We start from the raw sequence: 12,254 nt of genomic DNA, 5'->3' as shown, positions 1-12,254 counted from the left end.
GGAGCGGGCCGGAACTCAGTTCAGGTCGAGCAGGTCCAGAAGGTCGTCGTTGTAGAAGTCGTCGATGGAGCAGGCCCCGGACAGGGTCGAGAAGTAGCGGTCGATGTGCTCCTGGTGGCCGACCAGGTGCCGGAGCATCTCCACGCGGCCCTCGGGCTTGAGTTCGGCCACGTTCAGGGCGCCCTGGTAGTGGCTGAGGGCTTCTCCGCTCAGGTCGTTCTCGTAGCGCTTGAGGGCGGTGCGCAGGGCGGCGTCGTCGTGGAGCTGGGTGCCGACGTGGCCGACGAGGGACTGGGCCTGGGCGAAGGCCTCGGTGATGCCGCGGGCGGTGATGGAGTCCTTGTGGTTGACGGCGTCGCCGACCAGGACCCAGCCGGGGCCGTGGGCCTTGCGGAAGTAGTTCTCCTGGTGGCCCGTGCCGTAGATCTGCTCCACGCGCCGGCCCTCCCGCATCCGCTCGTACAGTTCGGGTGCGGTGGTGCGGAAGGAGTCGAGGTAGAAGGGTTCCACTCCCTTGCGGACCTCGTTGTAGAGGTCCTGGGGGAAGTAGGTCATCAGCAGGGTGAGGTCGTCGTTGGTGGGGATGACGCCGATCCAGCGGCCGGGCCGTTCGTACAGCTCGAAGTGGGAGGGGACGTTCTCCCAGTAGCTGTAGTAGGTGCAGCTCACCCGCGGGTGCTCGATGACGTTGGGGGCGCCGGTCTTGCGGGCCACCAGGGAGCGCATGCCGTCCGCGCCGACGACCAGGCGGGCGCGTTCGGTGGTCTCGGTGCCCTGCGGTGTCGTGTAGCGCACGCCGGCGACCCGGTCGTCCTCCCACACCAGGTCCTTGACGGCGCAGCCCTCGCGGAAGTCCACGCCGGCCTCGGCGGCGCCCTCGGCGAGCAGCGGGTCCAGGACGTAACGCCGGGGCGCGTAGGTGTGCTTGAGGCCGTCGACCGGCAGGGAGAAGCCCTCGATGCGGACGCCCGGGCCCTGGTAGCTCTGGCGGGTGATGGGACGGCAGCCCGCGTCGCGGAGCTTGTCGAGCAGTCCCCACCGCTTCAGCAGCCCCATGCCCTGCATGTGGATGTAGTGGGAGGACAGCGTGTCCTGCGGGAACCGTGCTTTCTCCAGCAGCAGGACCGAATAGCCCTGGCGGGCGAAGAGCATGGCCGTCGGCGAACCCGCGCAACGGGCACCGATGACAATCACGTCGTACATGGCGCGCCTCTCTGACCGGTTGGTTTCTTGCACGTGGTGCGGCCCGCGGGCCGGGAGGTCCCCGCGGACGTCCGCGCGTCCCCGCGCGGCCCTGCGGATCGGGTGCGTCAGGGCTGCGGCGGCAGGGACGCGATGTAGGCGGAGACCGATGCCACCGTGGGGTGGAGGAACATCTGGTCCATGGGGACCTCGGCGCCCAGTTCCTCCAGGAAGGCGCCCTGGATCCGGACCATGATCACGGACTGGCCGCCGAGGGCGAAGAAGTCGTCGTCGGCCGCGATGTCCTCGCGCTGGAGTTCCCGGCACCAGATGGCGCGCACGCTCTCGGCAGTCGTCACTGTCCTCGTCCTCGGTTCTTGAGGGCGTCGACCAGCGCCGCGCGGTCGACCTTCCCGTGCGGGCTCAGCGGAATCGCCGGTACGCCGACGAAGCGTGCCGGGACCATGTTCCGCGGCAGTGTCTGAAGGAGGCGGGCGCGCACGGCGTCCTCGGCGAGAGCGCCCGCCTCCGGTACCACGAACGCGGTCAGCTCGGCCTCGCCGGCGTCGCTCCAGGTGACCGCGACGGCGGCCTCCCGCACCTCGGCGAGCCTGCCGAGCGCGCGCTCGATGTCGGTGGGGTCGATGCGCATGCCGCGCACCTTCACCTGGGCGTCCATCCGTCCGGCGACGACGAGGTCACCGGCCTCGGTCACCCGGCCGCGGTCGCCCGTGCGGTACAGCCGCACCGGCGTGCCGTCGATCTCGACCGTCGTGAACTTGGTGTTCTCGGGGCCCGACGAACCCAGGTAGCCGGCGCCGACGCCGGCCCCGGCGATGCAGATCTCGCCGTCCTCGCCCGCCGCGACACCGCGCAGGTTCTCGTCGAGGAGGTGGATGTCGGTGTTGTACGCGGGCCGGCCCACGGGGGCGATGTCGTGGTCGCCGGCCCGGTATCCGGCGAGGTCGAAGGAGGTGGCCACGTCCGTGCACTCGGCCACGCCGTACTGGTGCAGCAGGGTGCAGGTGTTGTTCTCGCGGCGCATCCACCCGGTGAGCCGCTCGGGCTTGAGCGCCTCCCCGCCGAACAGGATGTAGTCGAGGCGGGTGAGGGCGTCGCCGCCGCGCGCCTTCTCCCAGTCGATCAGCACGTACAGGGTGCTGGAGGCGCAGTGGACCACGCGGATGTCGTGCTCGCGCAGGGCGCGGTAGGCCAGCATGGCGTCGAAGTTGCGGCTGGGCAGCAGGTGTTGGGTGGCGCCGCAGAACAGCGGTGTCATCAGGGCGCGTTGGGAGAGGTCGAAGCCGAAGGCGCTGACGACCAGGTTGTTGGAGCCGCTGTCCAGGCCGTATTCGAGCCTGAGCCAGTTCATCAGGTTGAACCAGCCCTCGTGGCGCACCGCGGTCAGCTTCGGTGTGCCGGTCGAGCCGGAGGTGAAGACGGCGTAGCAGAGGTCGTCGCCGGTCACGGGGACGCCGGGGGAGGTCGCCGGCAGGGTCGCCAGGTGTTCGCCGAGCTCGTCGAGGCCGACGACGTCGACGGGCGCGGAGGCGACCAGGGGGGCCGTGTCCGGGGAGGCCACGATCAGGGCGAGGCCGGGGACCTGGCCGAGCAGCAGGTCGAGCCTGGCGGCCGGGTAGGCCGGGTCGAACGGCACATAGGCCGCGCCCGCCTTCAGGGTGCCGAGGAGGGCGACGAGCAGGTCGACGGAGTAGTCGAGGCACAGGCCCACCTTCGCGCCGCGGCCGTGTCCGCGCGCGATGAGGAAGCGCGCGAACCGGTTGGCCCTCGCGTCCAGTTCGGCGTACGTCACCTGCCGGCCGGCCCGGACGACGGCGACGGCGTCGGGGGTGGCCTGCGCATGCGCCTCGAACTGCTGGTGGACGACGGGTGCCGAGGGCAGGGCGACCCGTTTTCCCTGAAGGATCATCAACTGACTCCGATATGAGGGGTGTCCGGTCGGACGAACCACCGGCCCACCGTGCGGGGCAGCTCGGGGCGGTGCGGGGCGAGCGGTACTCGTTTCAGACGCTGCCGGCTCAGGCGGGGCTGGATCAGGTGTGCTGGCTCAGGTGGTGCTCGTTTCAGGCGGTGCTGGTTCAGGCGGTGAGCCGGTCGGCGGTCGGCCGGTCTGCGGTGAGCCCATCTGCCGTGTGCCGGTTGGCCGTCGGCCGGTCCGCCGGGAGCCGGTCGGCCGTGTGGTGGTCGGCTGTTGGCTGGTCTGCGGTGTCGAGTGTTCGGGTGATCCACTGGTCGACGGGCAGGCCGTGCGCGGCGGCCCGGCGGGAGTAGTGCTCCAGCCGGTCGGCGGACAGCTCGATGGTGAGCGTGGTGGCCTGCCGCCGCTGCTCACCGGCGGCCGGCCCGGCGGGTCCGGCGGGTTCGGCGGGCCGGGGTGTCTGCTTGCCGGTGTCCGCGGCCGGGCGGATGCCGGCCTCGTCGCTCTGCGCGGCCAGGCCGGCGCGGACCGCCCTGCGCAGTTCGTTGCGCGACCACTTCTGCTGCTCGGCCCGGCGCAGCCAGTAGTCCTGCTCCGGCGGCGAGAGGCGGGTGACCTCGGCGTGGTGGGCGAAGCTGAGGCTGTCGCGCCTGCGGTGGTGCTCGAACCGCCGGGCCACCCACGCGTAGTTGCGCAGGGTCTGGTAGTCGAGCCCGGTGCGCTCGATCGCCTCCTTGTAGCGCCGCCACCCGTAGGTGGCCTCACCGTAGAGCAGCCAGTCGGCGAGCCACCACGCGGAGGAGTTCACCAGCTCACGCAGATTGGCACCGATCCGCTCCCAGGACCGCTCCGGCAGGTTGGGAGGCAGGACCATCCCCGACTTCTGCACGGTGGCCTGCGATCCCACGAAGGACAGGACCACATCGCCCTGCGCCGGCGCGCGGCCGGCGTGCACGGGCCCCGGTTCGGGCCTGCCCGCGGTTCTCACAGCCCCCGTCACAGCCTTCAACTCCCCACTCGAAGTGTCTTCCTGGGCGCGGACCGGTCGGGCGGGCGACGGTGTCGTCCCGGCCGGGTCCGCGAGGGCCGGCGGTCAGTCCGCGGCCATGGCCTCCCGCAGGCTCCTGGGCCGCAGATCGGTCCAGTTCTGCTCGACGTACTCCAGGCACTCGGCCTTGGCCGCCTCACCGAAGACCACGCGCCAGCCCGCGGGCACCTCGGCGAACACCGGCCACAGGGAGTGCTGATCCTCATCGTTGACGACCACGTAGAAGCGGCCGTCCGCGTCGTCGAAGGGGTTCGTGCTCAACTGGGCACCGTCCTTGTCGGTCAAGAGGTGACTCGGGATGGGACATCGCCGGGCCGGATGCGCGAGGGCACCGGGCGCGGGGCCGCCGGCCGGTTCCCGTCCGGTCGACGGGACACCGGCTGTCCGGTCGACGGGACAGCCTGCGGCGGGCCCCGGCGATGTCTCGAAACCGTAGGGAGCGCGCCGCCGGCGCTACAAGGGCGGCGCCCCCGCCGCTCCCCCGCCGGCCGTCGGCGCCTGCGCCCCGCGGTGATCCTCTGTACCGGACCGGTTTCCTGTGCCACGATGCCGCGCCCGCGGGCCGGGGGCGCCGGGCCGTCCGGGCGGGGCCTGAGGTTCGCTCAAGAGCCGCCTGACCAGTGGCGGAGTCCCTCCGGTGCCGGGGCCGTCCGGGCCCGGCACGGCTCTAGGGTGCGAAGTCGTGCGGCCCGATCCGAGGAGGAGCGATGAAAGCGACGGGAGCGACGGACGGCGTCCGACCGGCCCTGCGTCTGTTCGTCCTGCACCACGCGGGCGGCTCCCATGTGCTCTACCGCCACTGGGCGGCCGGGCTGCCGGACACCTGGGACGTACGGCTGCTCGACGCCCCGGGCCACGGGCTCCTCCTCGACCTGCCGCAGATCGACGACGCCCGCCGTCTCGCCGACTTCCTGCTGCGCGGCATCGAGTCCCGGCTGGACGACGTCCCCTACGCCCTGTTCGGGCACAGCATGGGCGCCCTGGTGGCGTACGAGATGACCCGGCGGGCCGTGGAGCGGGGCCTGCCCGCCCCGGTGTGGGTGGGGGTCTCCGCGCGCGTCGCGCCGCAGCAGGCGGGGCCGCGCAGCGGCTACCACGAGCTGCCCGACGCCGAGCTGCGCACGCGGCTGAAGCTGCTCGGCGGCACGCCCGGCGCCGTCTTCGACGATCCCGGCCTGTGGGCGCTGTTCGACCCGGTGATCCGGGCCGACCTGCGTCTGGTGGACGGCTGGCGCCCCGATCCCGGCGCCCCGGTGCTGCCGGTGACGCTGTCCGCCTACGCGGGGAGGCGGGACCACTCCGCCTCACCGGAGCGGATGGCCGGCTGGGCGGAGCACGCCGAGCGTTTCCTGGGCCTGCGGGTCCTCGACGGCGGCCACTTCTATTTCCAGGACGATCCGGTTCCGCTGCTGCGGCACATCGCGCGGGACGCGGCCACGGCGCTGGAGGCGGCCACGGCCGAACCGTCCGCCCCTCCCCCGCGCTGACCCGCCGTCCCGACCGGCACCGGCCCCACACCGGCCCGGCACCGGCCCGGCAGGGTTCGCCCGCGCGGCGAAAGACGCGGCGAGGCGGGGCCGCCCGGCCACACCTCGTACGCCCCGACTCCCTTGTGCGCGGCGGTAGAACGACCAGTTCCGGCCGTCGGCGGGGCGGGGCCGTGGGCGGCGGGAGGGCGTGCACCTGCGTCTTCGGGGCCGCGGTGGCGCCGCGCGAGTTGGCCGCGAGGCGGGCGGCCTACGTTTCGGCCACCACCCGCACCGGTGCGGATCCAGCCACCGTGCGGCCGAGACGAAGAGACGGGGATACGACGATGACGATGCGGAACAGGCCACGGGCCGGTGCGGTCGCTCTGGCGGCGGTGGCCCTGACGGCCACCGCCTTCACGGGTCCCGCCCGGGCATCGGGCGGGACGGCCGCGGCGGGCCACCAGGGCACGCAGGCGGCGATCGAGGCGGCCGTCGCGGCCGGCATCCCCGGTGTGACCGCGGAGGCGCGGGACGCCTCCGGTGTGTGGAAGACCGCGGCGGGCGTCGGCAACCGGGCCACGGGCGCGCCGCGCGGCAAGAACGACCGGTTCCGCACCGGCAGTGTCACCGACACCTTCGTGGCGGTGGTCCTGCTCCAGATGGAGGCGGAGAAGAAGATCAGCCTCGACGACCCGGTCGAGCGGTATCTGCCGGGCGTGGTCACCGGCAACGGCAACGACGGCTCCAGGATCACCGTGCGGCAGCTGCTGAACCACACCAGCGGTCTGTTCGACTACCTCGCCGACGTGCCGTACTACCAGACGTACACCTTGGGCGACGGTTTCCTGGCGCACCGCTACGACACGCTGACGCCCCAGCAGCGCCTCCAGGTGGCCTTCTCCCACGCCCCGCTGTTCCAGCCCGGCGCCCGGCACTCGTTCTCGCACACCAACGACGTCCTGGCGGCCATGATCGTCCAGAAGGTCGGCGGCAGGACGTACGAGGACGAGGTGCGCCGGCGCGTCATCGAGCCCCTGGGGCTGGAGGCGACGTCCAACCCGGGCACGAGCAGTGATCTGCCCCGGCCGAGCGGGCGCGACTACTCCAAGCTCTTCTACGACACCCAGCCGGACCGGATCGACGACGTCACGGAGCTGAACGGCTCGCAGAACTGGGGCGACGGCGACATCATCTCCAGCGCCCACGACCTGAACCTGTTCTTCCGGGCCCTGCTGGGCGGGAAGCTGCTGCCGGCGCAGCAGCTGAAGGAGCTGAAGACGACGGTCGTCAACCCCGACCTGCCGATCACGTCGTACGGGCTGGGCATCGAGAAGCTCACGATGAGCTGCGGTGACGTCTGGTACCACGACGGGGGTGTGGTGGGGTCGCTGACGCTGGCCGCCTTCACCGAGGACGGCCGTCACGAGCTCACCTTCAACTACAACGGCGACTGGGACGCGTCGGGGATCGTGCCCATCCTGAACGCCGAGTTCTGCGACCAGGCAGCGAACTGACGTCACGTCAGCAGCCGACCGTGTCCCGTCAGGAGGGCCGATGACAGTGCGAGCAGCGGTGGCCGGAGCGAGCGGCTACGCGGGGGGTGAGCTCCTGCGTCTGCTCCTCTCCCATCCCGAGGTGCGCATCGGTGCGCTGACCGGGCACTCCAGCGCGGGAGGGCGGCTGGGCGACCTCCAGCCGCATCTGGCGGCGCTGGCCGGGCGGGAGGTGGAGGCGACGACCGCCGGGGCTCTTCGGGGGCACGATGTCGTCTTCCTGGCCCTGCCGCACGGGCGGTCCGCGGCGGTGGCGCGGGAGGTGGGCGAGGACACGCTCGTCATCGACTGCGGGGCGGACTTCCGGCTCGCGGACGCGGGTGACTGGGAGAGGTTCTACGGCTCGCCGCACGCGGGCACCTGGCCCTACGGTCTGCCCGAACTGCCGGGTGCCCGCGCGAAGTTGGCGGGTGCCCGGCGGATCGCGGTGCCGGGCTGCTATCCGACCGCGGTGTCCCTGGCGCTCTTTCCCGCCTACGCGGCCGCTCTGGCCGGGCCGGAGGCGGTGGTCGTCGCGGCGTCGGGCACGTCCGGTGCGGGGAAGACGGCCCGGGCGGATCTGCTGGGCAGCGAGGTCATGGGGTCCATGCGGCCCTACGGTGTGGGCGGCGGCCACCGGCACACCCCGGAGATGGTGCAGAACCTCAGCGCCGTCGCGGGCCGGCGGGTCGCCGTGTCCTTCACCCCGGTCCTGGCCCCCATGCCGCGCGGCATCCTCGCCACCTGTTCCGCCCCGGTCGTGCCCGGCACCGGCGCGGGGCGGGTGCGGGCGGCGTACGAGGAGGCGCTGGCCGGCGAGCCGTTCGTCCGGCTGCTGCCCGAGGGGCGGTGGCCGAGCACCGGGGCGGTGTACGGGTCGAACGCCGCGCAGGTCCAGGTGGTCCTGGACCGGGCGGTCGGCCGGATCGTCGCGGTCTGCGCCCTGGACAACCTCACCAAGGGCACCGCGGGCGGCGCGGTGCAGAGCATGAACATCGCCCTGGGCCTGCCGGAGGAACTGGGGCTTTCCACGACCGGAGTCGCCCCGTGATCCGGGGCGGCACCGGCATCAGCCGCCGGCACGGCGGGCGAAGGAGGGGATCGCTGTGAGCGTCACCGCGGCACGGGGGTTCAGAGCGGCGGGCATCGCCGCGGGGATCAAGGACAACGGCGGCCTGGATCTGGCGCTGGTCGTCAACGACGGGCCGCGCCGCGCGGCGGCCGGTGTCTTCACCTCCAACCGGGTGCAGGCGGCCCCCGTCCGGTGGTCCCGGCAGGTCCTGGCGGGCGGCGAGGTGGGTGCGGTCGTCCTCAACTCCGGTGGCGCCAACGCCTGTACCGGGGCGCAGGGGCTGAAGGACGTGTGGGCGACGACCGAGCGGGCCGCCGTTCTGCTGGGCCTCGACCGCGGTGAGGTGGCGGTGTGTTCCACCGGGCTGATCGGGGTGCCGCTGCCGATGGAGCGGCTGCTGCCGGGCCTCGACGGCGCCGTCGCGGCGCTGTCCGCCGGCGGCGGTGAGGACGCGGCCCGTGCGGTGATGACCACCGACACGGTGCACAAGACGGCCGTCGTCTCGCGGGAGGGGTGGTCGGTGGGCGGCATGGCCAAGGGCGCGGGCATGCTCGCGCCCTCCCTGGCCACCATGCTGGCGGTGCTCACCACCGACGCGGACGTGGACGGCGCCGTGCTGGAGGAGGCGCTGCGGGAGGCCACCCGTACGACCTTCGACCGGGTCGACTCCGACGGCTGCATGTCCACCAACGACACGGTGCTGCTGCTCGCCTCCGGGGCCGGTGGAGTCAGTCCGGAGCGGGCGGAGTTCGCCGAGGCCGTGCGGGCGGTCTGCGCGGATCTGGCCCGGCAGCTGACCGGGGACGCGGAGGGGGCGAGCAAGGAGATCCGGATCGAGGTCACGGGTGCCGCGAGCGAGGACGACGCCGTCGAGGTGGGCCGCTGTGTCGCCCGCAACAGCCTCCTCAAGTGCGCGGTCCACGGCGAGGACCCCAACTGGGGCCGGGTCCTGGCGGCCGTCGGCACCACCTCCGCGGTCTTCGAACCCGACCGGCTCGACGTGGTCATCAACGGTGTCCGGGTGTGCGAGAACGGCGGCATCGGCGAGGACCGCGGCCTCGTCGACATGAGCGGCCGCGAGGTCGCCATCACCGTGGACCTCGCCGCAGGACCGCACCGCGCGGTCATCTGGACCAACGACCTCACCGCCGACTACGTCCACGAGAACAGCGAGTACGCCTCGTGAGCCCCTCGGGTCCGATGCCGCCACGGAGCATTCACTCCCAGCCCATTGCAACAGCCTGGATCGCTGATGTTGCATTAGATTCAGCTCCATTGCAACAATTGAACAGCGCTGAACTGGTAAGACACAGATAGTGCGCAACAAGCTTGTTGCCAGCTCCTTGAACGCAACGTAGCGTTTTCCATATCGGAAAACACGAGCCCGAGGAGCCGGCGATGCAGAAGACCCCGTACACGACCCAGGAGTTCGACACCCCCGCCCCCGTCCGCGCCGTGGTCGGCATCCCCGCCGGCCGCATCCGGTTCGTCGCCGCGGAGCGCACCGACACCGTGGTCGAGGTCCGGCCCGCCGACCCGGCCAGGAGCCGGGACGTGAAGGCGGCCGGGGAGATCACGGCGGCCTACGGCGACGGCGTCCTGCGGATCGAGGCCGCCGAGGCGGCCCACGCGCTCCTCGGGCACACCGGGTCCGTCGAGGTGACCGTCCTGCTGCCCGCCGGCTCCGGGGTCGAGGCGCAGGCCGACGCCGCGGAGTTCCGCGGCGCCGGACGCCTCGGCGACGTCTCCTTCACCGGCGGCTGCCGCTCGGTGCGGATCGAGGAGGCCGCGAGCGCCCGCCTGAACGTCCACGAGGGCGAGGTCCACGTCGGCCGCCTCGACGGCCCCGCCGAGATCAGCGTCCAGCAGGGCAGCATCCAGATCGGCGAGGCCGTGCGCGGCACGCTCCGCCTGGACGTCCGGCACGGCGACATCACCATCGGCGCCGCCCCCGGCGTCTCCGCCCGCCTGGACGCCCGCAGCGACCACGGCCGCGTCCACAACTCCCTGCGCAACAGCGGCACCTGCGACCTGGACCTGCGCGCCACCACCGCCTGCGGCGACATCACCGCCCGCAGCCTCTGACCGCCCCCGGCCCCCAAGGAGCACCCCTCATGAGCACTGTGGCCATCGCGGCACACGGGCTGCGCAAGTCCTACGGAGACAAGACCGTGCTCGACGGCATCGACCTGAGCGTCGAGCAGGGAACCGTCTTCGCCCTGCTCGGCCCGAACGGCGCCGGCAAGACGACGGCCGTCAACATCCTGTCCACCCTCGTGTCCGCCGACGCCGGCGAGCTGCGCGTCGGCGGCCACGACCTCGCCGCCGACCCGCAGGCCGTACGCGCGGCGATCGGCGTCACCGGACAGTTCTCCGCCGTCGACAACCTGATCACCGGCGAGGAGAACATGCTCCTCATGGCGGACCTGCACCATCTGCCGAAGGCCGAGGGCCGGCGCGTCGCCGCCGCGCTCCTGGAGCGCTTCGACCTGGCCGAGGCCGCGAAGAAGCCCGCCTCCACCTACTCCGGCGGCATGAGGCGCCGCCTGGACATCGCCATGACCCTGGTCGGCAGCCCCCGGATCATCTTCCTCGACGAACCCACCACCGGCCTGGACCCCCGCTCCCGCCACACCATGTGGAACATCGTGCGCGAACTCGTCCGCGACGGCGTCACCGTCTTCCTCACCACCCAGTACCTGGAGGAGGCCGACCAGCTCGCCGACCGCATCGCCGTGCTGCACAACGGCGGGATCGCCGCCGAGGGCACCGCCGCGGAACTCAAGCGGCTGGTCCCCGGCGGCCACGTCCGGCTCCGCTTCACCGACCCCGACGCCTACCGGTCCGCCGCCACCGCGCTGCGCGGCGCCACCCGGGACGACGAGGCGCTGGCGCTCCAGATCGTCAGCGACGGCACCCAGCAGGAACTCCACTCCATCCTCGACTGGCTGGCCGCGACGGGCATCGAGGCCGACGAACTGACCGTGCACACCCCCGACCTCGACGACGTGTTCTTCGCCCTCACCGAGAGCACCGGACTGCCCGGCCAGAGCGGCCCCACCGACCCCACCGGCCCCGACCAGAGCGGCCAGACCAAGGAGACCCTGCGATGAGTTCCTTCTCCCTCGCCGTGCGCGATTCCTCCACCATGCTGCGCCGCAATCTGCTGCACGCCCGGCGCTACCCCTCGCTCACCCTGAACCTGCTGCTCACCCCGGTGATGCTGCTCCTGCTGTTCGTGTACATCTTCGGCGGCGCGATGAGCGGCGGCGCGGGCCGCGAGGCGTACATCGCCTACATCGTGCCCGGCATCCTGCTGATGACGGTCGGCTCCACGGTGATCGGGACCGCGGTGTCCGTGTCCACCGACATGAGCGAGGGCATCATCGCCCGCTTCCGCACGATGGCCATCCACCGGGGCTCCATCCTCATCGGGCATGTCATCGGCAGCGTCGTGCAGTCGGTGGCGAGCGTGGTCCTGGTCGCCGCCGTCGGCGCGGCCATCGGGTTCCGCTCCAGCGGGGCCGGCGTCCTGGAGTGGGCCGCCGCGTTCGGGCTGATCGTCCTGTTCGCCCTGGCGCTGACCTGGATCGCGGTCGGCATGGGCCTGGTCAGCCCGACCGCGGAGGCCGCCAGCAACAACGCCATGCCGCTGATCCTGCTGCCGCTGCTGTCCAGCGCCTTCGTCCCGCTGCACTCCATGCCCGGCTGGTTCCAGCCGGTCGCCCGCTACCAGCCCTTCACCCCCGCCATCGAGACCCTGCGCGGCCTGCTCCTGGGCACCCCGATCGGCGACAACGGATGGATCGCCGTGCTGTGGTGCCTCGGTCTCGCGGTGCTCGGCTACTTCTGGGCGGCCTCGTCCTTCGACCGGGACACCCGCTGACGTCCCGTGCGGCAGGCCGCCTGCCGCACCCCCACGTGCCGCCTTGGGGGGGCGTGCGCCCGCCCCGGCCCCGGGCACGCCCCCCCCACCCAATTTACGGGCGAAAACCCCACCCCCCCGACATAC

The 12,254-nt window shown here is 72.5% G+C and carries 12 protein-coding genes; 7 read left to right on the top strand and 5 right to left on the bottom strand.

Going from position 1 to position 12,254, the window contains the following annotated elements:
* Positions 1–15: 15 nt before the first annotated feature.
* The 5 genes from ACFWI4_RS36665 to ACFWI4_RS36645 all read right to left on the bottom strand — a co-directional run bounded on the left by ACFWI4_RS36665 (position 16) and on the right by ACFWI4_RS36645 (position 4,430).
* Positions 16–1,203, bottom strand: a complete 1,188-nt coding sequence (locus ACFWI4_RS36665; RefSeq protein ID WP_387205417.1) for an NAD(P)/FAD-dependent oxidoreductase — start codon at positions 1,201–1,203, stop codon at positions 16–18.
* Positions 1,204–1,310: 107 nt separating this feature from the next.
* On the bottom strand, positions 1,311–1,541 hold the full coding sequence (locus ACFWI4_RS36660) for an acyl carrier protein (RefSeq protein ID WP_387205414.1): 231 nt from the start codon (positions 1,539–1,541) through the stop codon (positions 1,311–1,313).
* Positions 1,538–3,112, bottom strand: a complete 1,575-nt coding sequence (locus tag ACFWI4_RS36655; protein ID WP_387205412.1) for an amino acid adenylation domain-containing protein — start codon at positions 3,110–3,112, stop codon at positions 1,538–1,540. The genes ACFWI4_RS36660 and ACFWI4_RS36655 overlap by 4 nt, the downstream gene beginning before the upstream one ends.
* A 169-nt stretch (positions 3,113–3,281) precedes the next feature.
* Positions 3,282–4,121 carry an LmbU family transcriptional regulator gene (locus ACFWI4_RS36650; RefSeq protein WP_387205410.1) on the bottom strand — a complete coding sequence of 280 codons (840 nt, stop codon included), beginning with the start codon at positions 4,119–4,121 and terminating at the stop codon, positions 3,282–3,284.
* Between the two features lie 93 nt (positions 4,122–4,214).
* Positions 4,215–4,430, bottom strand: coding sequence for an MbtH family protein (locus ACFWI4_RS36645; protein WP_385392687.1), 216 nt, complete (start codon positions 4,428–4,430; stop codon positions 4,215–4,217).
* 446 nt (positions 4,431–4,876) lie between these two features.
* Here ACFWI4_RS36645 and ACFWI4_RS36640 point away from each other — a divergent pair, with 446 nt between their 5' ends.
* The 7 genes from ACFWI4_RS36640 to ACFWI4_RS36610 all read left to right on the top strand — a co-directional run bounded on the left by ACFWI4_RS36640 (position 4,877) and on the right by ACFWI4_RS36610 (position 12,128).
* Positions 4,877–5,656, top strand: coding sequence for a thioesterase II family protein (locus ACFWI4_RS36640; RefSeq protein ID WP_387205408.1), 780 nt, complete (start codon positions 4,877–4,879; stop codon positions 5,654–5,656).
* A gap of 326 nt (positions 5,657–5,982) precedes the next feature.
* Positions 5,983–7,152 carry a serine hydrolase domain-containing protein gene (locus ACFWI4_RS36635; RefSeq protein WP_387205406.1) on the top strand — a complete coding sequence of 390 codons (1,170 nt, stop codon included), beginning with the start codon at positions 5,983–5,985 and terminating at the stop codon, positions 7,150–7,152.
* A 40-nt stretch (positions 7,153–7,192) separates the two neighbouring features.
* On the top strand, positions 7,193–8,221 hold the full coding sequence (argC, locus tag ACFWI4_RS36630; protein WP_387205404.1) for an N-acetyl-gamma-glutamyl-phosphate reductase: 1,029 nt from the start codon (positions 7,193–7,195) through the stop codon (positions 8,219–8,221).
* 55 nt (positions 8,222–8,276) lie between these two features.
* Entirely contained in the window at positions 8,277–9,428 is a 1,152-nt protein-coding gene (gene argJ, locus ACFWI4_RS36625) for a bifunctional glutamate N-acetyltransferase/amino-acid acetyltransferase ArgJ (RefSeq protein WP_387205402.1), read from the top strand.
* Positions 9,429–9,640: 212 nt separating this feature from the next.
* Positions 9,641–10,327: a hypothetical protein gene (locus ACFWI4_RS36620; protein WP_387205400.1), complete on the top strand. Its 687-nt coding sequence runs from the start codon at positions 9,641–9,643 to the stop codon at positions 10,325–10,327.
* A gap of 29 nt (positions 10,328–10,356) precedes the next feature.
* Positions 10,357–11,355 carry an ATP-binding cassette domain-containing protein gene (locus ACFWI4_RS36615; protein WP_385392228.1) on the top strand — a complete coding sequence of 333 codons (999 nt, stop codon included), beginning with the start codon at positions 10,357–10,359 and terminating at the stop codon, positions 11,353–11,355.
* On the top strand, positions 11,352–12,128 hold the full coding sequence (locus tag ACFWI4_RS36610) for an ABC transporter permease (protein WP_387205398.1): 777 nt from the start codon (positions 11,352–11,354) through the stop codon (positions 12,126–12,128). The genes ACFWI4_RS36615 and ACFWI4_RS36610 overlap by 4 nt, the downstream gene beginning before the upstream one ends.
* Positions 12,129–12,254: the final 126 nt, after the last annotated feature.

The sequence above is a fragment of the Streptomyces sp. NPDC127038 genome (assembly GCF_042725875.1).
Lineage (GTDB): Bacteria > Actinomycetota > Actinomycetes > Streptomycetales > Streptomycetaceae > Streptomyces.
The sequence above is the reverse complement of the archived record's forward strand: the minus strand, read 5'-3'. Positions and strand labels throughout refer to the sequence as shown.

Coding starts and splice junctions, on each gene's coding strand:
- ACFWI4_RS36665 (WP_387205417.1), bottom strand. CDS start 1,203: ATGTACGACGTGATTGTCATCGGTGCCCGTTGCGCGGGTTCGCCGACG.
- ACFWI4_RS36655 (WP_387205412.1), bottom strand. CDS start 3,112: ATGATCCTTCAGGGAAAACGGGTCGCCCTGCCCTCGGCACCCGTCGTC.
- ACFWI4_RS36640 (WP_387205408.1), top strand. CDS start 4,877: ATGAAAGCGACGGGAGCGACGGACGGCGTCCGACCGGCCCTGCGTCTG.
- ACFWI4_RS36635 (WP_387205406.1), top strand. CDS start 5,983: ATGACGATGCGGAACAGGCCACGGGCCGGTGCGGTCGCTCTGGCGGCG.
- argC (WP_387205404.1), top strand. CDS start 7,193: ATGACAGTGCGAGCAGCGGTGGCCGGAGCGAGCGGCTACGCGGGGGGT.
- ACFWI4_RS36620 (WP_387205400.1), top strand. CDS start 9,641: ATGCAGAAGACCCCGTACACGACCCAGGAGTTCGACACCCCCGCCCCC.
- ACFWI4_RS36615 (WP_385392228.1), top strand. CDS start 10,357: ATGAGCACTGTGGCCATCGCGGCACACGGGCTGCGCAAGTCCTACGGA.
- ACFWI4_RS36610 (WP_387205398.1), top strand. CDS start 11,352: ATGAGTTCCTTCTCCCTCGCCGTGCGCGATTCCTCCACCATGCTGCGC.